This is a genomic window from Alkaliphilus metalliredigens QYMF (assembly GCF_000016985.1).
In the GTDB taxonomy this organism is placed as follows: Bacteria; Bacillota; Clostridia; order Peptostreptococcales; family Natronincolaceae; genus Alkaliphilus_A; species Alkaliphilus_A metalliredigens.
On the sequence record NC_009633.1, the window covers coordinates 4,415,035 to 4,438,390 of the forward strand.

The window sequence follows — 23,356 nt, forward strand, 5'->3', positions numbered from 1 at the left end:
ATTATTTACCCTCCTCTGGTGTTCGGAAGTTTCCTAGTGGATAGTATGGAAGCATGTTTTCCTCTAACCATTGTAACGATTCTACTGGAGTTAATCCCCAGTTTGTAGGACATGTAGATAATACCTCTACAATACCGAATCCTTTTCCTTCTAGTTGAATCTCAAAGGCCTTTTTAATGGCTTTCTTAGCTTTTCTAATATTGGGTACATTGTGTACGGAAACTCTTTCCACAAAGACTGCGCCATCAATCGTTGCTAACATTTCAGACATTTTTAAAGGCATTCCTGTTGTTGCTGCATCTCTACCCAATGGAGCTGTTGTGGCCTTCTGTCCAATTAATGTAGTTGGTGCCATTTGGCCACCAGTCATTCCGTAGATTGCATTGTTTACAAAGATAGTTGTAAACTTCTCTGATCTATGGGCCGCATGAATAATTTCAGCAGTACCAATGGAAGCTAAATCTCCATCTCCTTGGTATGTGAATACAACGTTCTTCGGTAAAATTCTCTTAATTCCTGTGGCAACAGCTGGAGCTCTACCATGGGCTGCTTCATGCATGTCACAGTTAAAGTAGTCATAGGCTAATACAGAACATCCCACTGGCGCAACACCCACTGTTTCACCTAGAACACCTAGTTCTTCTAGTACCTCCCCTACTAATCTATGAATAATACCATGTGTACATCCAGGACAATAGTGAGTTTGCTTATCTGTTAAACCTTCTGTCTTTTTGAATACAACGGACATTATTTTACACCCCCTAAGATTTCCTTAGCATTTTTCATGATTTCTTCTGGTGAAGGAATCATTCCGCCAGGTCTACCGTAGAAGTGTACTGGTAATCTACCTTCATTTGCAATCTTAACATCGTCAACCATTTGTCCAGTACTCATTTCTACTGATATAATTGCCTTTGCTGATTCTGGAATGTCGGTGAAGGCTTTCATTGGGAAAGGCCATAAAGTAATGGGTCTAATTAACCCAGCTTTAATTCCTTCTTCTCGAAGTGCATCCACTGCATTTTTAACAATTCTTGAAGTTGTTCCATAGGCTACAAATACAACCTCTGCATCATCCATTTGATACATTTCATGTCTTACTTCCTTCTTCTCCATATCCTTATACTTTGCATCTAATCTCCAGTTGTGCTTTTCAAGCTCTGCTGGATCTAGGGCAAGAGAGTTAATGATATTTGGCTTTCTTTTTCCCTTTGTTCCTGTTGTTGCCCAATCCTTAGCAGGTAAGTCTCTCTTGGTAGGCTCGTTAAACTCAACAGGCTCCATCATTTGTCCAGTCATACCGTCTGCTAGAATCAGCACTGGATTTCTATAATAATCTGCTACGTTAAAGGCTTCAATTGTTAAATCTACTGCTTCTTGTATTGTCGCTGGTGCATACACTAAATGTCTGTAGTCTCCGTTTCCGCCACCTCTTGTAGACATGAAATAATCTGCTTGAGATGGTTGAATTCCACCTAGTCCTGGGCCCCCACGACTGATGTTGACGATCACACATGGTAGTTCTGCTCCTGCAATATATGAAATTCCCTCTTGCTTTAAAGCCATTCCTGGAGAAGATGATGAAGTCATTACCCGAGCACCTGTTCCTGCTCCACCATAAATCATATTGATTGCTGCTACTTCTGATTCTGCTTGTACAAATACCCCTTCAACCTTAGGTAATTCCTTTGACATAAACTCAGGTAATTCATTTTGTGGTGTAATTGGGTAACCGAAGAAGTATTTACATCCTGCCTTAATTGCAGCTGCACCAATCGCTTCGTTCCCTTTCATTAAAACTTTAGCCATGTTTTTCCCTCCTTACAATATTTTATCTATTTATCTAATTTTTCTACGCCGATTACTGAATCTGGGCAAATTGTTGCACAGTTTGCACAGGCAATACATTTATCCATTTCATCTACTGTAGCTGGGTGATATCCCTTTGAATTGATTTTACTTTTGTTCATGACAACGATTTTCACTGGACAAGCTGTAACACATAATTCGCAACCTTTGCATCGGTTTTCATCAAATGTTACTTTTCCTTTTGCTTTAGCCATTTGAGAACCCTCCTTTTCAATTTAACTTTTATCTCTTCATTGAATCACATTATATATAAAAGCCTTCATCGATCAAAGATCTCCAGCATTGCAAACAAAATACTACATCCATTTTTCTCTCATAATCATGTTGATGGTCACGAACTCGCCCTCAAGATTTGCAGGTAGTTCACTGATCACTTCCGGAATGGCTGCGATATACTTGATTGGTATATTGCGTTTTTCTCCAACCTTTTTGCAAAGTTCTTGGCCCTTTAATACATCTTCTAGTGTGGTATGTCTCAGTAGATGGGTATTGTTGATCAAGCCAGTCACCTTTGCTCTAGCGGTTGCTTCAATGGACTCAATAAGTGAAATGACGTCTTCCATGGTTTCAGTTCCAGGTCGATTGGCATTCACAACACAGAACATATCGTATAAACCGGGTTTAAGGTACTCTTCATATCTTGCTAAAGTCCTTGCTCCTGCTGAGTCTCCCCCTACATCCAATACAAAATCATAACTTGTGTCTTGAAGTGGTCCTACAATGGCTCCGGATACAGCTGGAAGGTCTGAGCCTGATCCCTTCACATAACTTGAAATCACCTTGATTCCTTTATCTGTTAACAAGGAATGTTTTTCTCTACTTCTAAAGTAAGGGTTGACCACATCTAAGTCAGCCAAGGCTACTTTTTTATTCTCTCCAGCCAATCTGATGGCATAATTCACAGCAAATTCTGTTTTCCCGCTACCATAATGACCAATGATAATACGAACGCGATTATCCTTTAACATTGGTTTCAACACCTTTATTCGTAGATTTTTGCTTCTTCTTCGCCTCGAAGTACTCTTAATCCACCCTCTGCTAAGGCGATCATTTCATCTTCACCTGGGTAAATCAACACTTCAGTAATAAATTCTACGCGTTCCTTAATCCATTGGGTAAAGACTTTATCGTAGGCGATTCCACCGGTTAATATGATGGCATCTACCTTACCCTTTAGCACAGCTGCACAAGAACCAATTTCCTTAGCAACTTGGTATGCCATGGCTTGGTATACAACCTCAGCATTTTTGTCTCCTGCTTCCATCATACTCACAACTTCTCTACCATCATTAGTGCCAAGATAAGCAACTAATCCACCATTTCCAGTAATCTTTTTCTTGATTTCTGCTTGTGTATACTTCCCAGAGAAACAAAGCTTTGCTAAATCTCCCACAGGCAATCCGCCACTTCTTTCAGGAGAAAATGGACCTTCTCCATCAAGGGCATTGTTCACATCTACCACTCTTCCTTGCTCATGGGCTCCTACAGAAACACCCCCACCAAGATGTGCAACGATGAGATTAACACTATTATAGCCTTTACCCATATCCTTTGAAGCTCTTCTTGCCACTGCTTTTTGGTTTAGGGCATGAAATATACTTTTTCTTTCTAGCTCAGGCATTCCTGAAATTCTTGAAATCTCATTCATTTCATCAACAACAACTGGGTCTACGATGAAAGAGGGAATGTTTAACTGTGTTGCGATTTCATAGGCTAGCACCCCACCAAGGTTTGATGCATGCTCTCCTAATACCCCTACCTTTAAATCCGCTAGCATGTTGTCGTCCACTTTATAAGTGCCACCTTCGATTGGCTTCAATAGCCCCCCGCGTCCTACAACTGCCGCAAGCTTTGTTAGGTTAATTCCTTTTTCGTTTAGGGTTTCTAAAATGACATTTTTTCTAAATTCATATTGTCCAAAAATTGACTCATGTTCTCCAATTTCTTCTGTGGAGTGTCTAAGCACTTCCTCAAATACAGGTTTTTCATCATCGAAAATCGCAATTTTAGTTGATGTTGAGCCTGGGTTAATGGTTAGTATTCTATAAACTTCAGTCATTGGTTCTTCCACCTCTCGATTAAAATAATTTAGCTGCACATAATACCCCTAGTGCAATTGAATATAATTTTGCTTCTTCACTATCTGCTCTAGATGTGAGTACAACCGGTGCCTTTGCGCCTACAATTACACCTGCGTTTTTCGCCTGGGCAAAGTATACCATTGATTTATAAAGTACATTTCCTGCTTCAATATCCGGTGCCATTAAAATGTCAGCATATCCAGCTACAGGATGGTCAATGCCTTTAAGTTTTGCGGCTTCAAGGGATACAGCATTGTCTAATGCAAAGGGTCCACCTACTAAACAGCCTTTGATTTCACCTTTTTCATTCATTTCAGCTAGTGCTTGGGCATCCATGGTATCAGGCATCTTTGGATTGGCCTTTTCCTTGGCACAGATCACTGCTACCTTTGGCTCTTCAATATCTAGGGCATGTCCTACTTGAACAGCATTTTCAATGATCTGTTTTTTCGTATTCAAGTCTGGAGCAATATTCATTGCTGCATCAGTTACGATAAATAACCGATCATAACTAGGCACATCAAATACAGCCACATGACTCAGTACATTACCAGTTCTTAAACCAATTTCAGCGTCTAGCACTGCCTTCAATATGATAGAGGTATCAACTAATCCCTTCATCACCATATGTGCTTTTCCCGTAGAAACAAGCTCAACAGCCTTTCTAGAAGCCTGTGTTAAGTCTTTAATATCTATGACTTCAAATTGTGTTAGGTCTATTTTGTTATCCTTTGCAATAGCCTGTATTTTTTCTTCATCACCCACTAAAATTGCATCTGCAATACCTGACTTTTTCGCTTCGTTAACTGCCATCAGTACATCAATATCCTGTGCACAAGCGACTGCCACTATCTTAGGTCCTCTTTCTCTTGCAACCTTCATTACTTGCTCGAAGTTTCTAATCATTGACCTTCACCTCATTTTCATAAATTTTATAAGCTTCTTTTCCTTCTATCACACGAAGGACTCCTTCGTTTAAGGCCGTCATTTCATCTTCTCCTGGGTGAACATATACTGGCGCCATAAAGCCAATTGCTTCTTTTATTTGTCCTGTTAATCTATCAGAGTATGCTAATCCACCTGTTAACACAATGGCGTCAATCTTTCCTTCTAATACCGTTGCCATAGCGCCAATTTCCTTAGCGATTTGGTAGCCCATTGCATCATAAATTAGCTTTGCCTTTTCATCACCATTCTCAATCATCTTCTCTACATCTCTGGCATCATTGCTTTCTAAATATCCAGTTAGGCCACCTTTGCCTCTTAGCTTTGTCTTTATTTCCTTAAAGGTATACTTACCTGAGAAACACAGCTTTGCAAGGTCTCCTATTGGTAGTCCACCTGTTCTCTCAGGTGAAAATGGTCCCATTTCATTGGCATTATTATAATCAACCAATCTTCCTTGTTTCACTGGTGCCACTGAGATACCCCCACCTAAATGGGCCACGACTAAATTCATCTCATGGAACTTTTTATCTAATTGAGATGCCACTCGATGTCCCACTGCTTTAATATTCAAAGCATGCCCTAAAGACCGTCTTTCTATCTCAGGTAGCCCAGAAATCCTGGCTATCTCTTCAAATTCGTCAACGGCTACAGGGTCTACAATATATGACGAAATATTTTCTAAGTCTGCAATTGCTTTGGCTAATATCCCACCAAGGTTTGAAGCGTGTTCTCCTTGAATCCCAATATTTAAATCCTTTAGCATTGCCTCTGTTACTTCATAAGTCCCACCAGGCATCGGTCTTAACAGTCCACCTCTACCAACTACGGCAATTAACTCTTCTGTTTTTATTTCATTCTCTGATAACCACGCTAGAATGATTTCTTTTCTAAGTTCATATTGCTCTGTGATTTTTTCGAATTTTTCAAGTTCCTCTGGAGAATGGCTCAAATTCTTTTGGATAACGTTTTCATTCCCTTTGAAAATCGCAACCTTCGTGGAAGTTGAACCTGGGTTAATGGCTAATATGTATTTTTTCATTGGCTTCACCCCTCATACCGTCATTTGTCTTATATTAATGCAAAAGACATGCCAAGTTATTTTTCCCATAAAGTTAATGTTTAATGTTGAAATTTCAGAGAAAAATAAGTATTTTATGAATCTAATTGACATTGACTATCAATTATGGGGAACCATGCATTATTTTGCATGAAAAAAGTTGCATGGTTTCATGCAACTTTTTTCATAGTGCTTCAATATGATACTTTTCCATCTTGTAATATAGATTTCTGATAGATACCTTTAATACCCTTGCAGCTTGGGTTCGATTTCCGCCAGATTTTGTTAAGGTTCTTAAAATCAACTGCTTTTCCAGTTTTTCTACCGCCTCTTTTAAACTTTCACCCTCATCTACTTCAATTTGATCTTTAGCTTGTTTTTGACTAGCTGCACTTTCTTGATCGTTATCAAAAAATTTTGGTAAATGATTTTCTTCTAAGGTATCCTCTTGATATTTCATATTTAGCATGGCCCGACCAATATAGTTTTGAAGTTCCCTCACATTTCCTGGCCAATCATATTCCATGAGTCTGATTAAGGCTCCATGATCTACCTTATCTACTTTTCTCCCATACTCTTCATTAAACTTTTTAATTAAATGAAGTACCAGTGGGTGAATATCTTTCTTTCTTTGCCTCAAAGGTGGAATGTTTATGGGAATGACATTCAGTCGATAGTATAAATCCTCCCTAAATTTCCCCAATTCAACGGCCTTCTCCAAATGAACATTGGTTGCAGCAATCACTCTTACATCAATGATAATTGGATTTGTTGCGCCTACCCGCAAGACTTCCTTTTCTTGCAACACCCTAAGGAGCTTCGCCTGGGTATTCATCGGTATTTCACCAATTTCATCTAAAAAAATCGTTCCTCCATGGGCTTCTTCAAACAGTCCTACTTTTCCACCCTTTCTAGCGCCTGTAAAGGCACCTTCTTCGTACCCAAATAGCTCACTTTCTAGTAAGCCTTCACTAATGGCGGCACAATTTACACGAACAAATTGGTTATACTTTCTTTTGGAAGAATTATGAATTGCATGGGCAAAAAGTTCTTTTCCCGTTCCACTCTCTCCCCTCAACAAAACTGTCGCAGGGGTGGCAGCCGCTTGCTCTGCCTTTTGAATCGCTGTAATCATTTTTTCATTGCTTACAATAATATCTTCAAAGGTATACCTTGCTTCTAGCTTTCGAATAATCTGCTTTGCTTGCATTAACTCTTTGTTTAATTTGCTAATTTCTGTCAAATCATGCAAAACGCCAACACTTCCTCTGAGCTCTCCATCAACAATAATCGGAGCAGCATCTGCTATCACATCTTTATTAAGGGGGCCCACCTTAAGTCTAGCACTTTTCACAGGTTTCCTTGTTTTTAAAACCCTCATATGAACACTTTCACCTTCAGCTAGATCCACTGTAGCTGGTTTTCCGATGACATCCTTTTCTGTCAGACCCGTTAACCTTGTATAAGCAGGATTAATCAGTACCCCCATTCCATGCTGATCACAAACAGTAATGGCATCTTGTGTGGAATGAAAAATAGCTTCCAACAGGCATTGCATTTCCTTGAGCTGGTAAATCTCATGGGTCAAATCTGTAATTTCACTAATATCTCGAAAAACAGCTACGGCACCAATGACGTGTCCTACTTCGTCCTTAACGGGCATTCGACTGGTAATGATGATTGTATCTCCCCAATGCTGACGCCGATTCAACTCTGATTCACCTGTTTCTAATACATAAGGAAGACGGGTATTCATTACCACGTCTTCCACATTTTTTCCTAATACTTCGCTCTCCTTTAACCCGGTGATCTTCTCAGCAGCCCGGTTAAAGAGTGTGATTTTCCGAAGAATGTCAATGGCAATCATTGCATCATTGGTACTATGTAAAATGACATCCAACTCTTTTTTCATTTCATATCACCCTCTACTCTTTACATCTATTGATCAATTTCACTACTCAATGTTATTTGAATGTCAGTAGGATTTAAAGAGATATCATCTATTTGTGTCTGAATATTAAAAGGTAAGCTTACAATGGGTTCAATTGTATATTCATTCTCGTCAAGCCCTTGTAAATCTACAATAATACTAATATTTTCTTGCTGAATTTCAGTAACCACATCCTCTGGACCGGTTACAGTTACCTCCAATGTCTGGGGAATGGCCTCTTGGTTTACCACTAATCCATTGGCTAGGTTTCTAAACTGCACTTTATCTCTTTCAAGAGTAAAGACCCTTTCTGCTACCCTTTCTACAGTAATCGTAACAGTTACATCATTATCTCCTACCACGGTAACCCCTTCCGGTAACACTAAGATAGCTTCCACTGTTCTATCTTCCTGGAGATTAGATATATTAATAGGTGCTGTCTGGATTGACTCAATCTCTGCAAGTATGTCTGCTTGTCCCCGAAGGGTCACTCGTTCAGGCGTCACATTAATATTGCTGATCCGATATCCTTCAGCCAATTGAATGTCTGTTACAGCTTCCACAGTCACCGTTCTCATTTGATCTATCTGTAAGTCCACGTCTACATAGGGGGTCTTCACTTCAACATTTGTCACCTCTCCCCCCCGACTATTTAAGGCTTGTAGCGGTAGACTAACAGAAACATTCTCTCGTTCTCCATTTAAGTTCAATGTAGCCCTTACATACTCCACTGAATTGACAATACTTTCTGGTCCCTCCACTGATACAACAGTTGGTCTGTATTGAGGATTACCCATTGCATATCCTTCGGCAGGCTCTCCCACAACTTCCACTCTAACTTCTTTTTGTTTACTTACAATCTCTTCTAATTCCACTCGAATAAAACGAGGATTATAGTCTACATCAACATTATTAGGAGCTGTCACTTCAACAGGTACATTGTTTGTTCCTAATCGAAAGCCCCTTAAATCCGCTCGAACTCGAACTTGATCTAGGGAAACATTATAAACTTCGTCTCTTCTCCCTGTTAAACGAACTCTGACAGTAAATTCTTCATTGTCCATAAGCACAAGTCCTTCTTGCCGCAGTTCATCGATATATAAAAGATCTACAGGTATGTTACTTAAGTCTCTGGTCACCCTTGGATTAATCGCACCCATAACATAGATCCACATCAATAATGCGAAGAGAATAGAAAGGACTTTTGGAGTTAGGTTTCTTTTGTTAAATTTACTCATCCTGTTCCCCCCCGTTTCCCTTTAAATAACTGCCATTGTTTTTTTGTTTCCGTTTTATACGTATTCATTAAGTTTCTTCTTAGGTCATCTAAATCCAAAAATCTTGAGAGCTTTCCGTTCTCGGCAATAGAAATAGCGCCAGTCTCTTCAGATACAACAATTACGATTGCATCGGAACGTTCTGTCATTCCCAAGGCTGCACGATGTCTTGTGCCCAATTCCTTATTTAAATTAGGATTCTCCGTTAGAGGTAAAAAACATCCCGCTGCCATAATATCTCCTTTTCGAATGACAACAGCACCATCATGCAACGGTGTGTTAGGAATAAATATATTAATTAATAATGCCCTTGATATTTTCGCACCTAGATACGTTCCCGTTTCACTTACTTCAGATAAACCCGTTTCCTTTTCAATGACAAGCAATGCACCTATTTTTTGTCTTGATAAAGACCCGACTGCTTCCACTACTTCCTCAACCGTGTTCTTAATCTCCTCATCCTCTATATCAATAATAGATTTTGTTAGAAATTTGGTTCTTCCAATATACTCTAGTGCTCTTCTCATCTCAGGTTGAAATACAATCAACAATGCAATTAATCCAACGGTCATTGTGTTTCTTAGAATCCAATTAATGACATGCAATTGCAGCCACTCACTTAACTGTGTTGCGATGAGCAGTACTAGTATTCCTTTTATCAGTTGTTCAGCCCTTGTCTCTCTAATCAGCATATACAGTTTATAAAAAACAAAGGCTACAATAGCCATATCTGCTATATCTCTCATTCCTATATTTCTAAATAGCTCCAGAACTTGTAGCACACAAAACACCTCTTATTAATTCATTTTATATATACTTTATATTTCCATAATCTTTGTAAAAAAACCTGCTTATTTTGAAAAGATTTTTAAATTATTTTTAATATCGATGTTTTAGCAATAATTATTTTGAATATCTATATTTTTCTAATCATTATTGACTATTCCTTTTATTAAATGTTTTTATTTTCACTTCCTCCTTTCTTTGGTATCATGGACCTTTTTGAATAAATCAATCTCTCACAACAGAGACTAAAGAGAGAACAAAATTTCATTTAGAATGAAATTTGACTCTCTTCAAATTTTTGAAAACCTATTATAAATAACGCAGTGTTGAAACTTGCCCTTAATCAAGTGGAATATAAAACACACTGCTCTGAAGCTAAATTGAAAATATGAAAGGATGAGATGAAATGTCCAATCCTAAAAGTAAGAAAACAAAAAATGCAAGTCAGGACAATGGCAAACCAACTCGAGATCAATTAATTGTTGATTATGCTAAAGATCAAATAGAAGAAAAAATGCAAGCCAGTGCTATGGATATCAATTGTTTTTGCAGAGACGGATTTGTACACGTCTCTGGAATGGTAGATGTTTTAGCGGAAAAGCAAAGAGCCGAAGAAATTATTGGAAAAATTGAAGGCGTTAGAAAAATTGAGAATAAAATTACTGTGGCAATGGATAGTAATATAACTGACAAACATATGGAAAAAGAAGTTTTGCTACGTTTTCAAGAATATCCCCATGATGACGCTGTACGTGGATTGGGTGTTAAAGTTCATGATGGTGGTGCAAGTTTGTTAGGTCATGTAGATAATTTGAAATCCGCTCATGACGCAATGGATCTAGCCAGTCAAGTTCGAGGTATCAAACATGTTGTTAACAATATCACCATCGACACATTAGGTGATTACCCCGATACAACGATCAGTAATCATATTATACAGCAATACAGTCAAATTCCCATTGGGTATAAGGATATACACCGAAAAGTATCTGGGGGAGTCGTGACTTTGACAGGATATGTAGACAATTTACAAGAAGTTGAATTAGCAGGAGAAATTGCTAAGGGAACTGAAGGGGTTAAAAAGGTGCGTAATCGTTTGAGAGCTAGGGATAAATAAAACTTAGTCAGAGAATTTTCATATGATACCTTAAAGATAAATTTCATTTTAATAGACATCATTGGATTTCACTCCTTTGATGTCTATTGTTTTATCATTTTTCCATCATGTTTATTCTGTATGTCTTCTCAAGAGCTATAGTGCTTTGTAAATAGAATAATCAATAGCAAGTAGAAAAACAGAAAATCCATATCACTCTTATCATATAATGGACTCTTCATTAAAACAGCTGCTAAAAGCAGAAAGAATAACATTAGATTACTGCGGGTCTTTTTAGCCATAGTAGCCATAGAATCCCTCCTTTTTATTGTACACTGCTTACTTCATTACGATAGATAAGCCCATATATTATAGCATATTCATTTTCTTGATTAATGTGAACAATTCCTCAAATATCTTTTGTCATTACTGGAAATAACCATTATCACCATTGACTTCCTTTCTTCAAGCATCAGAACAAATGGCTTAATGATCCAATCCTATCTTTCTATTTTGACTATGCATTCGCAACCTTTTCTATATTCTTCAATACACCCTCAATATATTTTTCATCTATCACTTTCTCAAAGCTTCTAAGCCCAGCTATTTTAAACCCATGCTTTTTAGCTAATAAGTTAATTTCATCTACTTTCTTGATTTCAATTTCTCTGCCTAAGCTAAAGTTCTCATACTTCTTTTCCAAAGCCAGTATCATGGTCTCAGCCATACATGCATAGGATAATCCTGGTGGAAATCCAAAATTGAAATTAAATTGTACCCCCTCTGGTACTTGTATCACGCCACCTTCGATGATCAACACATCTTTTCTTTCTTCTTGAACTTGCTTTGATACATCTCTAGGTCTCGCCACATCACAAACGACAGCACCACTTTTGATGAATTCAGCCTGAATCACATCATGAACGCTACTTGTCACTGTAATCACAATATCCGCTGTATTAATTCCTTCATTAATTTGTGTAAAACACTGTATTTCTTTTCTATTTTGTTCAAAAATGTATTTGCTCTCTAATTTGCGTTTCAGATTAACTAACTTTCCCCCATCACGTCCTATTAGATTAACACGCTTACCCTCTCTATATGCTAACTCGGCGCATACGCTTCCAATGGAACCATTGGCCCCAACAATTGCGATCTCACAGTTCTTGATTTTCTTCCCTAAGGTCTTAGTCGCTTCCTTTGCAGCTTCGAAAGCTGTAGCTACTGTATATGTATTTCCTGTTGTCACAGCAATATCTAATTCTCTTGCGATTGTTATCCCTGCGTCTCCAACTACCGAAGTGTATGCACCTAACCCCATAATCTTGGCACCTAATTTTTCTGAAATTCTACCGGCTTTAATAATTTTTTTTGTCACTTCTTCTTGCTTCAATGACATCATCATTTCTGACGTTAGGGGTACACCTACAAACCACCCTTCCACTTCATTAAAGGGGCTTTGTACGTTGGTAATATGGGAAATTTGGGATGGTGGTATCCAATTAATTAACCTTTCAACCATACTTTTAGGCAGTTTCTGTAGAAATTGATACTTCCTATAAATATCCTTCAACTCAATGGGATGAATTAAAAATGCAAATTTGTCCATGGTTATACTCCTCTATTTATAAATGATTTAATAAAATACTTTGTGTTGGATAGTGCCATAGATGTAATCCCTTTGTGTTTTTGAAGAATATCTCTTAATGCAGCTACAAAGTGGTCAATCTCTTCATAGGATATGGTTAAGGAAGGCTCTACTCGAATGACATAAGGGTTATTGAGGGTATAGGCAGTCACAATACCATAGTCATTAAGCATTTTACTAGCAATAACCCCACCGGTATACTCCCCTAATAATTCACTGGTTAGCTCAAATCTTTTTGTCAGTTGATTGCTTATAGGTTCAAATTCCAATCCAATCATTAATCCCCGTCCTCTTACATCTTTTAAAAGAGGATAATCTTCTTTAAGCTGATTTAGTTTTTCTAAAAAGTATGTTCCTTTTTTCCTAGCTTCATGAACTAGATTAGATTCATCAATAAACTGTATTGTTGCTAATCCAGCTGCCATAGCCCATGTATTTCCCCCAAAAGTAGAGGTATGCAATAAGCATTTGTCCATACTACCATAACCTTTTTCCCATACTGCTTTCGTGGCAATATAAGCTCCTACAGGTATGATTCCTCCCCCTAATGATTTCGCCATACACATAATATCTGGATTAATCTCTTCATCTTCACAAGCAAACCAGTTTCCAGTTCTCCCAAATCCAGTTTGAACTTCATCGGCAATCAGTAAAACGTCATATTGATTGCATAGCTCTCTTACCATTTTTAAGTATCCTTTAGAAGGTACAATCACACCCCCTTCACCTTGAATAGGTTCAAGGATCATTGCTGCAATATCATCATAGGTTTCTAATAAATCAATTAACTCACTAATGTCTCCATATATAACTTCTTCTGTTGAAGCAATAAGAGGTTGAAAATATTTTCTGTATTTTTCTCTTCCTGTGACTGATAGGGCTCCCATTGACTTTCCATGAAAAGAACTACTGCAATATATAATTCTAGCCTTTCCTGTTGCTATTCTAGCCAGCTTCAATGCCCCTTCTACAGCCTCAGCGCCACTGTTGCAGAAGAAAGTATGCATTAATGATCCAGGTGTAATATTAGCTAATGCTTCTGCTAGTGCCCCACTTAAAGGGTTCAGTGCAGTTTGCAATAAATTCGGTAGATTTGTAATCTTTTGTAGACTAGAGATAACAAATTCATTATTATGTCCTATATTTAAAGCGCCGTAAGCGCCTAAAAAATCAATATACTCTCTTCCTTGATCATCCCATAACTTTGTATCTTTAGCCTTCACAAACACGCGGTCAAAACTTAATATCTTTAATAATTTTAATAGTTGAGGATTAATGAATTGCTCATATTTTACTTGTGTTTCCAAGTTTGAAAGTTCCATTGCTTTTTCAATTGTTATGTATTTCTTTTTTTCACTGAGAATTTGATCTTTTATGACACCCACCCCTTCTAAAAAGCTTTAGTATAATGGTTGCCATATTATGGAGTTCCTATTCTCATTTCATTGCGTCCTATCTTTTATATAACAAAAAATAAAAAAGCAAGAGATTAAAAATCTCTTGCTTTTTCCTGGTGCCCAGAGGCGGAATCGAACCACCGACACGGGGATTTTCAGTCCCCTGCTCTACCGACTGAGCTATCTGGGCTTATTTAGTTGGTGGGCTCAAGTGGACTCGAACCACCGACCTCACGCTTATCAGGCGTGCGCTCTAACCAGCTGAGCTATGAGCCCTAAAATGGTGACCCATCCGCGACTCGAACGCGGGACACCCTGATTAAAAGTCAGGTGCTCTACCGACTGAGCTAATGGGTCAAAATGGAGCGGAAGACGAGATTTGAACTCGCGACCCTCGCCTTGGCAAGGCGATGCTCTACCACTGAGCCACTTCCGCATATCTGTTATTCATTTAGTTTTAAAATGGTGCGGGTGGAGGGACTTGAACCCCCACGGTCGCCCGCTAGATCCTAAGTCTAGTGCGTCTGCCAATTCCGCCACACCCGCATTTTAATATTACGCTGACCGATATTTTGTCAGCTAAGTGATAATATAAAAATATATCACATAAATGTTAGCTGATGTTTAGCTAACTAAGTGACTAATGCCAAATTATTGATTTGGGTTATCTACTTATATTTAAGTGGTGGAGGGAGAAGGATTCGAACCTTCGAAGTCGCTGACAACAGATTTACAGTCTGCCCCCTTTGGCCGCTCGGGAACCCCTCCTGATTATGAAAATGGAGCTGGTGATGGGATTCGAACCCGCGACCTGCTGATTACAAATCAGCTGCTCTACCAATTGAGCTACACCAGCTTATTATTTTAAATGGCGACCTGGAAGGGACTCGAACCCTCGACCTCCAGCGTGACAGGCTGGCATTCTAACCAACTGAACTACCAGGCCGCGTTATTTTCGCAGTCTCGCATCACAAATTTGTTCACTCCCTTTTGGTCGTGCAAATTTGGTGCGAATGTTGCGTTTAACCTACTACCGATTTACTACAAACGTAAATCGAGTATAGGTTATAAATGGTGGGCGCAACAGGGCTCGAACCTGTGACCCCCTGCTTGTAAGGCAGGTGCTCTCCCAGCTGAGCTATGCGCCCTGGGAATAAAAATGGTGACCCCTAGGGGAATCGAACCCCTGTTACCGCCGTGAAAGGGCGGTGTCTTGACCGCTTGACCAAGGGGCCTTGTAATGGTTGCGGGGGCAGGATTCGAACCTACGACCTTCGGGTTATGAGCCCGACGAGCTACCAGTTGCTCCACCCCGCGTTGTAAATAAAGAAATGGTGCCGAAGACCGGAATCGAACCGGTACGATCTTGAAGGACCGCAGGATTTTAAGTCCTGTGCGTCTGCCAGTTCCGCCACTTCGGCATATATGGCTCCTGGGAGAGGACTCGAACCTCCAACCTGTCGGTTAACAGCCGAATGCTCCACCATTGAGCTACCCAGGAACAATAAAATATCGCGACGACCTACTCTCCCAGGCAGCTGCCCGCCAAGTACCATCAGCGCTGAAGGGCTTAACTTCTGTGTTCGGGATGGGAACAGGTGTGACCCCTTCGCTATAGTCACGAAATTACGCTACTGCTATCGCAGCGCTTCATATCGCACTCAATTTTAAAGTATCACTTTAAAATTTCAAGTGCTCAAATTAAATGAGAGATATGCACTCTCAAAACTACACAATGTTATGGATATTTCTTTTGGTCAAGTCCTCGACCTATTAGTATTGGTCAGCTGAGTACATTACTGCACTTACACCTCCAACCTATCAACCAGGTAGTCTTCCTGGGGTCTTACTCTCTTTCGAGATGGGAAATCTTATCTTGAGGGGGGCTTCGTGCTTAGATGCCTTCAGCACTTATCCCTTCCATACGTAGCTACCCAGCGATGCTCTTGGCAGAACAACTGGTACACCAGAGGTATGTCCATCCCGGTCCTCTCGTACTAAGGACAGCTCCTCTCAAATTTCCTGCGCCCGCGACGGATAGGGACCGAACTGTCTCACGACGTTCTGAACCCAGCTCGCGTACCACTTTAATGGGCGAACAGCCCAACCCTTGGGACCTACTACAGCCCCAGGATGTGATGAGCCGACATCGAGGTGCCAAACCTCCCCGTCGATGTGGACTCTTGGGGGAGATAAGCCTGTTATCCCCGGGGTAGCTTTTATCCGTTGAGCGATGGCCCTTCCACTCGGAACCACCGGATCACTAAGCCCGACTTTCGTCCTTGCTCGACCTGTATGTCTCGCAATCAAGCTCCCTTTTGCCTTTGCACTCTACGCACGATTTCCGACCGTGCTGAGGGAACCTTTGGGCGCCTCCGTTACTTTTTGGGAGGCGACCGCCCCAGTCAAACTGCCCACCTGACAGTGTCCCAAGACCGGTTTCACGGTCTATGGTTAGAATTTCAGTACTACAAGAGTGGTATCCCAAGGTCGACTCCACCAAGACTGGCGTCCTAGTTTCAAAGTCTCCCACCTATCCTGTACATATAGTACCAAAATCCAATGTCAGGCTACAGTAAAGCTCCACGGGGTCTTTCCGTCCTGTCGCGGGTAACCAGCATCTTCACTGGTATTACAATTTCACCGGGTCTATTGTTGAGACAGTGCCCAAATCGTTACGCCTTTCGTGCGGGTCGGAACTTACCCGACAAGGAATTTCGCTACCTTAGGACCGTTATAGTTACGGCCGCCGTTTACTGGGGCTTAAGTTCAGTGCTTCGCTTGCGCTAACACGTCCCCTTAACCTTCCAGCACCGGGCAGGCGTCAGCCCCTATACTTCGTCTTTCGACTTAGCAGAGACCTATGTTTTTGGTAAACAGTCGCTTGGGCCTATTCTCTGCGGCCGGATAAGGCTTATGGAGTAAATCCTTCACCAAATCCGGCACCCCTTCTCCCGAAGTTACGGGGTCATTTTGCCGAGTTCCTTAACAATAGTTCTCCCGATCGTCTTAGGATTCTCTCCTCACCCACCTGTGTCGGTTTGCGGTACGGGCACTTTATAGTCTCGATAGAGGCTTTTCTCGACAGTGTGGAATCAACCAGTTCGCTACTTATATTTCGCTCCCCATCACATCTCAGAATATGTTAGAACGGATTTGCCTATCCTAACTCCCTACTTGCTTAGACGCACACAACCAACGGTGCGCATGGTTTATCCTACTGTGTCCCCCCATTTCTCAAACGACTAAAAGTGGTACAGGAATCTCAACCTGTTGTCCATCGCCTACGCCTTTCGGCCTCGGCTTAGGTCCCGACTAACCCTGAGCGGACGAACCTTCCTCAGGAAACCTTGGGTTTTCGACGGGCAAGATTCTCACTTGCCTCTCGTTACTCATGCCAACATTCTCTCTTCTGTAAAGTCCACTGCTCCTTACGGTACAGCTTCTACCCTTACAGAACGCTCGCCTACCATCCTTTCGGATCCATAGCTTCGGTGATACGTTTGAGCCCCGGACATTTTCGGCGCAGAATCACTCGACCAGTGAGCTATTACGCACTCTTTAAATGAGTGGCTGCTTCTAAGCCAACATCCTGGTTGTCTGTGCAACTCCACATCCTTTTCCACTTAACGTATACTTTGGGACCTTAGCTGATGGTCTGGGCTCTTTCCCTCTTGACTACGGATCTTATCACTCGCAGTCTGACTCCCAAGTATAAGACGACGGCATTCGGAGTTTGATAGGTTTCGGTAACCGGTGAAGGCCCCTTGACCATTCAGTGCTCTACCTCCGTGTCTCTAATCTTGAGGCTAGCCCTAAAGCTATTTCGGCGAGAACCAGCTATCTCCGAGCTCGATTGGAATTTCACCGCTACCCACAGATCATCCGGTGACTTTTCAACGTCAATCGGTTCGGACCTCCACGAAATTTTACTTCCGCTTCATCCTGTCCATGGGTAGGTCGCTCGGTTTCGGGTCTATGGCATGAAACTAAGTCGCCCGATTAAGACTCGGTTTCCCTACGGCTTCGCACCTTAAGTGCTTAACCTTGCTCCATACCATAACTCGTTGGCCCGTTCTACAAAAAGTACGCGGTCACACATATAAAGTGCTCCCACAGCTTGTAAGCAAAGGGTTTCAGGTTCTATTTCACTCCCCTTCCGGGGTTCTTTTCACCTTTCCCTCACGGTACTATGCGCTATCGGTCACTAGGTAGTATTTAGCCTTGGGGGGTGGTCCCCCCTGCTTCCCACAGGGTTTCACGTGTCCCGTGGTACTCTGGATCACAGTCAAAGATCTTCTTGTTTGATATACAGGACTATTACCTTCTCCGGTGGGGCTTTCCAACCCTCTTCTACTACAATACCTTCTTCTTAACGACCGTGTCCACAACCCCGATGAAGTAAACCCCATCGGTTTGGGCTCTTCCCCTTTCGCTCGCCGCTACTGAGGGAATCGAATTTTCTTTCTCTTCCTCGGGGTACTTAGATGTTTCAGTTCCCCCGGTCTGTCTTCTATTACCTATGAATTGAGTAATAGATACTTGGATATGAACCCAAGTGGGTTTCCCCATTCGGAAATCCCCGGATCAATGCCTGCTTGCGGCTTCCCGAGGCTTATCGCAGCTTACCACGTCCTTCATCGACTCCTAGTGCCAAGGCATCCGCCCTTTGCTCTTAATAACTTGACCTTTACGCTCATGACCCAAATCATAGATTTAGAGTCAATCGCTCAGCTAACAACTTGTTGAGCTTTCTTGAATAATCAAGATAATCTTCAAATTGATAGTTTATTGATTTCGCATTTATTTAAGCAGATGACCAAAATCTTCGATTTTGAGTCAGTCGCTTAGCTAGCAATTTGATGATTTGTTTCCCTGAACAAATCAAGGAAATCGTCAAATTGATAGCTTCATGTTTCACATAACATTGTGTAGTTTTCAAAGAACATAAGCAGACAACCGAAATGTTGATTTCGTTTGTCTAACTTCATTAGAGAGATTAGGTCTCTCAAAACCAAACAGTATAGATGCGCCTTTGCTCCTTAGAAAGGAGGTGATCCAGCCGCACCTTCCGATACGGCTACCTTGTTACGACTTCACCCCAGTCATCGACTTCACCTTCGGCAGCTTCCTCCTTACGGTTAGATAGCTGACTTCGGGTGCTTCCGACTCCCGTGGTGTGACGGGCGGTGTGTACAAGACCCGGGAACGCATTCACCGCGACATTCTGATTCGCGATTACTAGCAACTCCAGCTTCATGTGGGCGAGTTTCAGCCCACAATCCGAACTGGGACCGACTTTATAGGATTTGCTCCGGATTACTCCTTCGCTGCCCGTTGTATCGGCCATTGTAGCACGTGTGTAGCCCTGAACATAAGGGGCATGATGATTTGACGTCATCCCCACCTTCCTCCGAGTTATCCCCGGCAGTCTCTCTAGAGTGCCCAGCCGAACTGCTGGCAACTAAAGACAAGGGTTGCGCTCGTTGCGGGACTTAACCCAACATCTCACGACACGAGCTGACGACAACCATGCACCACCTGTCACCTCAGTCCCCGAAGGGAAGACTCCGGTTAAGGAGTGGTCCGAGGGATGTCAAGTCCAGGTAAGGTTCTTCGCGTTGCTTCGAATTAAACCACATGCTCCGCTGCTTGTGCGGGTCCCCGTCAATTCCTTTGAGTTTCACTCTTGCGAGCGTACTCCCCAGGCGGAGTGCTTAATGCGTTAGCTGCGGCACTGAGGTTCGACCCCCAACACCTAGCACTCATCGTTTACGGCGTGGACTACCAGGGTATCTAATCCTGTTTGCTCCCCACGCTTTCGTGCCTCAGCGTCAGTAATGGTCCAGAAAGTCGCCTTCGCCACTGGTGTTCCTCCTAATATCTACGCATTTCACCGCTACACTAGGAATTCCACTTTCCTCTCCCATACTCAAGTCTTGCAGTTTCAAAGGCTTACTACGGTTGAGCCGTAGCCTTTCACCTCTGACTTGCAAGACCGCCTACGCACCCTTTACGCCCAGTGATTCCGGATAACGCTTGCCCCCTACGTATTACCGCGGCTGCTGGCACGTAGTTAGCCGGGGCTTCCTCCTAGGGTACCGTCAATATTCTTCCCCTAGGACAGAGCTTTACGACCCGAAGGCCTTCATCGCTCACGCGGCGTTGCTGCATCAGGCTTTCGCCCATTGTGCAATATTCCCCACTGCTGCCTCCCGTAGGAGTCTGGACCGTGTCTCAGTTCCAGTGTGGCCGATCACCCTCTCAGGTCGGCTACTGATCGTCGCCTTGGTGAGCCATTACCTCACCAACTAGCTAATCAGACGCGGGCCCATCTTGTACCGAAATTCTTTGACCCTTAAGGGATGCCCCTCTAGGGTTTTATGGGGTATTAGCAACGGTTTCCCGTTGTTGTCCCCCTGTACAAGGTAGGTTGCCCACGCGTTACTCACCCGTCCGCCGCTAGTTTCACTTTCTTCCACCCGAAGGCTTCCGTCAGATTAACCCGCTCGACTTGCATGTGTTAGGCACGCCGCCAGCGTTCATCCTGAGCCAGGATCAAACTCTTATATATAAATTTCTGGGTATTTCTTGTTCCATTCTAGTTAACTAAAATGGTATCTCGGCTTACGCCGAGTAAGTGACTTACACAAAATCTTAGATTTTGGTAATCTACTTATATGCTGGCTTACATCTATACTGTTTAGTTTTCAAAGACCTGATTTCTAACTTGCTTGGTATAACCCGTCGCGTTTTGGCGACTTAATCAATATATCATTTTTGTTGTGGTATGTCAATACTTTTTTATTGTTTTGTTTCTATTTACATAAGAAACTTGTAATAAAATTAGACATAAAAAAACCGTTTATTTTAAACGGATATGGAATTCAAATGGAGCGGGTAGAGGGAATCGAACCCTCGCGATCAGCTTGGAAGGCTGAAGTTCTACCACTAAACTACACCCGCATATACTATGGAGCTGGTGATGGGATTCGAACCCGCGACCTGCTGATTACAAATCAGCTGCTCTGCCAATTGAGCTACACCAGCTTATTATTTTAAATGGCGACCTGGAAGGGACTCGAACCCTCGACCTCCAGCGTGACAGGCTGGCATTCTAACCAACTGAACTACCAGGCCGCGTTTTGTAAATGGTAGCGGCAACAGGAGTCGAACCTGTGACCTTTCGGGTATGAACCGAACGCTCTAGCCAGCTGAGCTATGCCGCCAGATATTTGAGCACTTGAAATTTTAAGTAGTGCTTAAAATTAAGTGCAACATGAAGTGTTGCGATAGCAACAACGTAATTTTTTGGTTGCGGAGGCAGGATTTGAACCTACAACCTTCGGGTTATGAGCCCGACGAGCTACCAGTTGCTCCACCCCGCGTTTTGCTATATTTTTCCAAATCTTTAGTTTGATGTGGTACTCAGCTTCGCTGAATTTCATTAAACCTAAAGACTTGATGGTGCCCAGAGGCGGAATCGAACCACCGACACGGGGATTTTCAGTCCCCTGCTCTACCGACTGAGCTATCTGGGCTTATTTAATTGGTGGGCTCAAGTGGACTCGAACCACCGACCTCACGCTTATCAGGCGTGCGCTCTAACCAGCTGAGCTATGAGCCCTCTTGTGGTCCGGGTGAAGAGATTCGAACTCCCGACCCCATGGTCCCAAACCATGTGCGCTACCAAACTGCGCTACACCCGGTTGAATTGGCAGGGGTGACAGGATTTGAACCCACGACACGTGGTTTTGGAGACCACTGTTCTACCAACTGAACTACACCCCTGTACTTCTATTTATTATATATATGGTGGGCCTTCAGGGATTCGAACCCCGGACCTGCCGGTTATGAGCCGGACGCTCTAACCAACTGAGCTAAAGGCCCCAATTTTTTTCATTTGGTCCGGGTGAAGAGATTCGAACTCCCGACCCCATGGTCCCAAACCATGTGCGCTACCAAACTGCGCTACACCCGGTTAAAAAAATGGCGGAGAAGGCGGGATTCGAACCCGCGCGCCGCATACACGACCTAACGGTTTAGCAAACCGTCCTCTTGAGCCTACTTGAGTACTTCTCCATATTTTGTTTTAATGGCGGAGAGGGTGGGATTCGAACCCACGGTCCCTTTCAGAATCACTAGTTTTCAAGACTAGCTCCTTAAACCGCTCGGACACCTCTCCTTAATTGATGGTGACCCATCCGCGACTCGAACGCGGGACACCCTGATTAAAAGTCAGGTGCTCTACCGACTGAGCTAATGGGTCAAAATGGCTGGGATAGCAGGACTCGAACCTGCGGATGACGGAGTCAAAGTCCGTTGCCTTACCGACTTGGCTATATCCCAAGAAAGTGGCGTGCCCACAGGGATTCGAACCCCGGACCTACGGCTTAGAAGGCCGTTGCTCTATCCAGCTGAGCTATGAGCACATTTTATTTGGAGCGGGTAGAGGGAATCGAACCCTCGCGATCAGCTTGGAAGGCTGAAGTTCTACCACTAAACTACACCCGCATATACTATGGAGCTGGTGATGGGATTCGAACCCGCGACCTGCTGATTACAAATCAGCTGCTCTGCCAATTGAGCTACACCAGCTTATTATTTTAAATGGCGACCTGGAAGGGACTCGAACCCTCGACCTCCAGCGTGACAGGCTGGCATTCTAACCAACTGAACTACCAGGCCGCGTTATTTTCGCAGTCTCGCATCACAAATTTGTTCACTCCCTTTTGGTCGTGCAAATTTGGTGCGAATGTTGCGTTTAACCTACTACCGATTTACTACAAACGTAAATCGAGTCAGGTTATAAATGGTGGGCGCAACAGGGCTCGAACCTGTGACCCCCTGCTTGTAAGGCAGGTGCTCTCCCAGCTGAGCTATGCGCCCTGGGAATTAAAATGGTGACCCCTAGGGGAATCGAACCCCTGTTACCGCCGTGAAAGGGCGGTGTCTTGACCGCTTGACCAAGGGGCCATGTAATGGTTGCGGGGGCAGGATTCGAACCTACGACCTTCGGGTTATGAGCCCGACGAGCTACCAGTTGCTCCACCCCGCGTTAGTCTACAATTTTACCCAATTTAAAATTAGGTAAAATTGTAGTTCTCAACTTTGTTGATTTTTTTCATATCGCGACGACCTACTCTCCCAGGCAGCTGCCCGCCAAGTACCATCAGCGCTGAAGGGCTTAACTTCTGTGTTCGGGATGGGAACAGGTGTGACCCCTTCGCTATAGTCACGAAATTACGCTACTGCTATCGCAGCGCT

14 protein-coding genes, 35 tRNA genes and 4 rRNA genes are annotated in these 23,356 nt (G+C 42.6%); 1 reads left to right on the top strand and 52 read right to left on the bottom strand.

Annotated features, from left to right (window positions below; genetic code table 11):
• Position 1 precedes the first annotated feature (1 nt).
• The 10 genes from AMET_RS21130 to cdaA form a co-directional block, all read right to left on the bottom strand.
• Positions 2 to 748 (bottom strand): thiamine pyrophosphate-dependent enzyme, encoded by a 747-nt coding sequence (locus tag AMET_RS21130; protein ID WP_012065325.1) that lies wholly within the window; start codon positions 746 to 748, stop codon positions 2 to 4.
• Entirely contained in the window at positions 748 to 1,809 is a 1,062-nt protein-coding gene (locus AMET_RS21135; protein ID WP_012065326.1) for a 3-methyl-2-oxobutanoate dehydrogenase subunit VorB, read from the bottom strand. Before AMET_RS21135 ends, AMET_RS21130 begins: the two co-directional genes overlap by 1 nt.
• A 26-nt stretch (positions 1,810 to 1,835) precedes the next feature.
• Positions 1,836 to 2,063 (bottom strand): 4Fe-4S dicluster domain-containing protein, encoded by a 228-nt coding sequence (locus AMET_RS21140; protein WP_012065327.1) that lies wholly within the window; start codon positions 2,061 to 2,063, stop codon positions 1,836 to 1,838.
• Between the two features lie 102 nt (positions 2,064 to 2,165).
• Entirely contained in the window at positions 2,166 to 2,837 is a 672-nt protein-coding gene (locus AMET_RS21145; RefSeq protein ID WP_012065328.1) for a nucleotide-binding protein, read from the bottom strand.
• 14 nt (positions 2,838 to 2,851) lie between these two features.
• Positions 2,852 to 3,928 carry a butyrate kinase gene (gene buk / locus AMET_RS21150; RefSeq protein ID WP_012065329.1) on the bottom strand — a complete coding sequence of 359 codons (1,077 nt, stop codon included), beginning with the start codon at positions 3,926 to 3,928 and terminating at the stop codon, positions 2,852 to 2,854.
• 19 nt (positions 3,929 to 3,947) lie between these two features.
• Entirely contained in the window at positions 3,948 to 4,856 is a 909-nt protein-coding gene (gene ptb, locus AMET_RS21155) for a phosphate butyryltransferase (protein WP_012065330.1), read from the bottom strand.
• Positions 4,849 to 5,937, bottom strand: a complete 1,089-nt coding sequence (gene buk, locus AMET_RS21160) for a butyrate kinase (protein ID WP_012065331.1) — start codon at positions 5,935 to 5,937, stop codon at positions 4,849 to 4,851. The genes ptb and buk (AMET_RS21160) overlap by 8 nt, the downstream gene beginning before the upstream one ends.
• A 202-nt stretch (positions 5,938 to 6,139) precedes the next feature.
• Positions 6,140 to 7,867, bottom strand: a complete 1,728-nt coding sequence (locus AMET_RS21170) for a sigma-54 interaction domain-containing protein (protein WP_012065332.1) — start codon at positions 7,865 to 7,867, stop codon at positions 6,140 to 6,142.
• A gap of 26 nt (positions 7,868 to 7,893) precedes the next feature.
• Entirely contained in the window at positions 7,894 to 9,123 is a 1,230-nt protein-coding gene (locus tag AMET_RS21175) for a CdaR family protein (protein WP_012065333.1), read from the bottom strand.
• Positions 9,120 to 9,944: a diadenylate cyclase CdaA gene (gene cdaA / locus AMET_RS21180; protein WP_012065334.1), complete on the bottom strand. Its 825-nt coding sequence runs from the start codon at positions 9,942 to 9,944 to the stop codon at positions 9,120 to 9,122. Before cdaA ends, AMET_RS21175 begins: the two co-directional genes overlap by 4 nt.
• A 410-nt stretch (positions 9,945 to 10,354) precedes the next feature.
• On the opposite strand from cdaA, the gene AMET_RS21185 reads away from it, so the two are divergent.
• Entirely contained in the window at positions 10,355 to 11,065 is a 711-nt protein-coding gene (locus tag AMET_RS21185; RefSeq protein WP_012065335.1) for a BON domain-containing protein, read from the top strand.
• A 128-nt stretch (positions 11,066 to 11,193) separates the two neighbouring features.
• Here AMET_RS21185 and AMET_RS26050 read toward each other — a convergent pair whose 3' ends face one another.
• The 42 genes from AMET_RS26050 to rrf (AMET_RS21390) form a co-directional block, all read right to left on the bottom strand.
• Entirely contained in the window at positions 11,194 to 11,355 is a 162-nt protein-coding gene (locus AMET_RS26050; protein ID WP_012065336.1) for a hypothetical protein, read from the bottom strand.
• A gap of 206 nt (positions 11,356 to 11,561) precedes the next feature.
• A complete protein-coding gene (locus AMET_RS21190; RefSeq protein WP_012065337.1) occupies positions 11,562 to 12,653 on the bottom strand; it encodes a shikimate 5-dehydrogenase in 1,092 nt (363 codons plus the stop codon).
• Between the two features lie 2 nt (positions 12,654 to 12,655).
• Positions 12,656 to 14,077: an aspartate aminotransferase family protein gene (locus AMET_RS21195; protein WP_012065338.1), complete on the bottom strand. Its 1,422-nt coding sequence runs from the start codon at positions 14,075 to 14,077 to the stop codon at positions 12,656 to 12,658.
• Positions 14,078 to 14,203: 126 nt separating this feature from the next.
• Positions 14,204 to 14,279 (bottom strand) — tRNA-Phe (locus AMET_RS21200).
• Positions 14,280 to 14,288: 9 nt separating this feature from the next.
• Positions 14,289 to 14,365: transfer RNA gene (locus AMET_RS21205), tRNA-Ile, on the bottom strand.
• Between the two features lie 5 nt (positions 14,366 to 14,370).
• A tRNA-Lys gene (locus AMET_RS21210) sits at positions 14,371 to 14,446 on the bottom strand.
• 4 nt (positions 14,447 to 14,450) lie between these two features.
• A tRNA-Gly gene (locus AMET_RS21215) sits at positions 14,451 to 14,525 on the bottom strand.
• A gap of 27 nt (positions 14,526 to 14,552) precedes the next feature.
• Positions 14,553 to 14,635, bottom strand: a tRNA-Leu gene (locus AMET_RS21220).
• Between the two features lie 137 nt (positions 14,636 to 14,772).
• Positions 14,773 to 14,857: transfer RNA gene (locus AMET_RS21225), tRNA-Tyr, on the bottom strand.
• Between the two features lie 12 nt (positions 14,858 to 14,869).
• Positions 14,870 to 14,945: transfer RNA gene (locus AMET_RS21230), tRNA-Thr, on the bottom strand.
• Between the two features lie 13 nt (positions 14,946 to 14,958).
• Positions 14,959 to 15,035 (bottom strand) — tRNA-Asp (locus tag AMET_RS21235).
• Positions 15,036 to 15,161: 126 nt separating this feature from the next.
• Positions 15,162 to 15,237, bottom strand: a tRNA-Val gene (locus AMET_RS21240).
• Positions 15,238 to 15,249: 12 nt separating this feature from the next.
• Positions 15,250 to 15,324 (bottom strand) — tRNA-Glu (locus AMET_RS21245).
• Positions 15,325 to 15,330: 6 nt separating this feature from the next.
• A tRNA-Met gene (locus AMET_RS21250) sits at positions 15,331 to 15,406 on the bottom strand.
• A gap of 15 nt (positions 15,407 to 15,421) precedes the next feature.
• Positions 15,422 to 15,510 (bottom strand) — tRNA-Leu (locus AMET_RS21255).
• Positions 15,511 to 15,515: 5 nt separating this feature from the next.
• Positions 15,516 to 15,590: transfer RNA gene (locus tag AMET_RS21260), tRNA-Asn, on the bottom strand.
• Positions 15,591 to 15,598: 8 nt separating this feature from the next.
• Positions 15,599 to 15,715: ribosomal RNA gene (rrf, locus tag AMET_RS21265) — 5S ribosomal RNA — on the bottom strand.
• A gap of 127 nt (positions 15,716 to 15,842) precedes the next feature.
• Positions 15,843 to 18,778 (bottom strand): 23S ribosomal RNA (locus AMET_RS21270).
• A 357-nt stretch (positions 18,779 to 19,135) separates the two neighbouring features.
• Positions 19,136 to 20,663: ribosomal RNA gene (locus AMET_RS21275) — 16S ribosomal RNA — on the bottom strand.
• Together the 16S, 23S and 5S rRNA genes with 35 tRNA genes alongside form the textbook arrangement of a ribosomal RNA operon.
• 318 nt (positions 20,664 to 20,981) lie before the next feature.
• Positions 20,982 to 21,055 (bottom strand) — tRNA-Gly (locus AMET_RS21280).
• Positions 21,056 to 21,063: 8 nt separating this feature from the next.
• Positions 21,064 to 21,139, bottom strand: a tRNA-Thr gene (locus AMET_RS21285).
• A gap of 13 nt (positions 21,140 to 21,152) precedes the next feature.
• Positions 21,153 to 21,229: transfer RNA gene (locus AMET_RS21290), tRNA-Asp, on the bottom strand.
• A gap of 12 nt (positions 21,230 to 21,241) precedes the next feature.
• Positions 21,242 to 21,318 (bottom strand) — tRNA-Met (locus AMET_RS21295).
• Between the two features lie 83 nt (positions 21,319 to 21,401).
• Positions 21,402 to 21,477: transfer RNA gene (locus AMET_RS21300), tRNA-Met, on the bottom strand.
• 77 nt (positions 21,478 to 21,554) lie between these two features.
• Positions 21,555 to 21,630: transfer RNA gene (locus tag AMET_RS21305), tRNA-Phe, on the bottom strand.
• Positions 21,631 to 21,639: 9 nt separating this feature from the next.
• Positions 21,640 to 21,716 (bottom strand) — tRNA-Ile (locus AMET_RS21310).
• 5 nt (positions 21,717 to 21,721) lie between these two features.
• Positions 21,722 to 21,798: transfer RNA gene (locus AMET_RS21315), tRNA-Pro, on the bottom strand.
• 6 nt (positions 21,799 to 21,804) lie between these two features.
• Positions 21,805 to 21,880 (bottom strand) — tRNA-Trp (locus tag AMET_RS21320).
• A gap of 22 nt (positions 21,881 to 21,902) precedes the next feature.
• Positions 21,903 to 21,979: transfer RNA gene (locus AMET_RS21325), tRNA-Ile, on the bottom strand.
• A 14-nt stretch (positions 21,980 to 21,993) separates the two neighbouring features.
• Positions 21,994 to 22,070 (bottom strand) — tRNA-Pro (locus tag AMET_RS21330).
• A 9-nt stretch (positions 22,071 to 22,079) separates the two neighbouring features.
• A tRNA-Ser gene (locus tag AMET_RS21335) sits at positions 22,080 to 22,171 on the bottom strand.
• 14 nt (positions 22,172 to 22,185) lie between these two features.
• A tRNA-Ser gene (locus AMET_RS21340) sits at positions 22,186 to 22,274 on the bottom strand.
• Positions 22,275 to 22,282: 8 nt separating this feature from the next.
• Positions 22,283 to 22,358, bottom strand: a tRNA-Lys gene (locus AMET_RS21345).
• Positions 22,359 to 22,362: 4 nt separating this feature from the next.
• Positions 22,363 to 22,438 (bottom strand) — tRNA-Gln (locus AMET_RS21350).
• A 6-nt stretch (positions 22,439 to 22,444) separates the two neighbouring features.
• A tRNA-Arg gene (locus AMET_RS21355) sits at positions 22,445 to 22,521 on the bottom strand.
• Positions 22,522 to 22,529: 8 nt separating this feature from the next.
• Positions 22,530 to 22,603, bottom strand: a tRNA-Gly gene (locus tag AMET_RS21360).
• Between the two features lie 8 nt (positions 22,604 to 22,611).
• Positions 22,612 to 22,687, bottom strand: a tRNA-Thr gene (locus AMET_RS21365).
• A 13-nt stretch (positions 22,688 to 22,700) separates the two neighbouring features.
• Positions 22,701 to 22,777 (bottom strand) — tRNA-Asp (locus AMET_RS21370).
• A gap of 125 nt (positions 22,778 to 22,902) precedes the next feature.
• Positions 22,903 to 22,978, bottom strand: a tRNA-Val gene (locus AMET_RS21375).
• 12 nt (positions 22,979 to 22,990) lie between these two features.
• Positions 22,991 to 23,065: transfer RNA gene (locus tag AMET_RS21380), tRNA-Glu, on the bottom strand.
• Positions 23,066 to 23,071: 6 nt separating this feature from the next.
• Positions 23,072 to 23,147: transfer RNA gene (locus tag AMET_RS21385), tRNA-Met, on the bottom strand.
• Positions 23,148 to 23,215: 68 nt separating this feature from the next.
• Positions 23,216 to 23,332, bottom strand: a 5S ribosomal RNA gene (rrf, locus tag AMET_RS21390).
• Positions 23,333 to 23,356: the final 24 nt, after the last annotated feature.

Excerpts from the sequence above, each read along its gene's own strand:
- AMET_RS21130 (WP_012065325.1), bottom strand. The coding sequence starts at position 748 with ATGTCCGTTGTATTCAAAAAGACAGAAGGTTTAACAGATAAGCAAACT.
- AMET_RS21135 (WP_012065326.1), bottom strand. The coding sequence starts at position 1,809 with ATGGCTAAAGTTTTAATGAAAGGGAACGAAGCGATTGGTGCAGCTGCA.
- ptb (WP_012065330.1), bottom strand. The coding sequence starts at position 4,856 with ATGATTAGAAACTTCGAGCAAGTAATGAAGGTTGCAAGAGAAAGAGGA.
- AMET_RS21140 (WP_012065327.1), bottom strand. The coding sequence starts at position 2,063 with ATGGCTAAAGCAAAAGGAAAAGTAACATTTGATGAAAACCGATGCAAA.
- AMET_RS21185 (WP_012065335.1), top strand. The coding sequence starts at position 10,355 with ATGTCCAATCCTAAAAGTAAGAAAACAAAAAATGCAAGTCAGGACAAT.
- AMET_RS21145 (WP_012065328.1), bottom strand. The coding sequence starts at position 2,837 with ATGTTAAAGGATAATCGCGTTCGTATTATCATTGGTCATTATGGTAGC.
- buk (WP_012065329.1), bottom strand. The coding sequence starts at position 3,928 with ATGACTGAAGTTTATAGAATACTAACCATTAACCCAGGCTCAACATCA.
- AMET_RS21175 (WP_012065333.1), bottom strand. The coding sequence starts at position 9,123 with ATGAGTAAATTTAACAAAAGAAACCTAACTCCAAAAGTCCTTTCTATT.
- AMET_RS21170 (WP_012065332.1), bottom strand. The coding sequence starts at position 7,867 with ATGAAAAAAGAGTTGGATGTCATTTTACATAGTACCAATGATGCAATG.
- AMET_RS21190 (WP_012065337.1), bottom strand. The coding sequence starts at position 12,653 with ATGGACAAATTTGCATTTTTAATTCATCCCATTGAGTTGAAGGATATT.
- buk (WP_012065331.1), bottom strand. The coding sequence starts at position 5,937 with ATGAAAAAATACATATTAGCCATTAACCCAGGTTCAACTTCCACGAAG.
- AMET_RS26050 (WP_012065336.1), bottom strand. The coding sequence starts at position 11,355 with ATGGCTACTATGGCTAAAAAGACCCGCAGTAATCTAATGTTATTCTTT.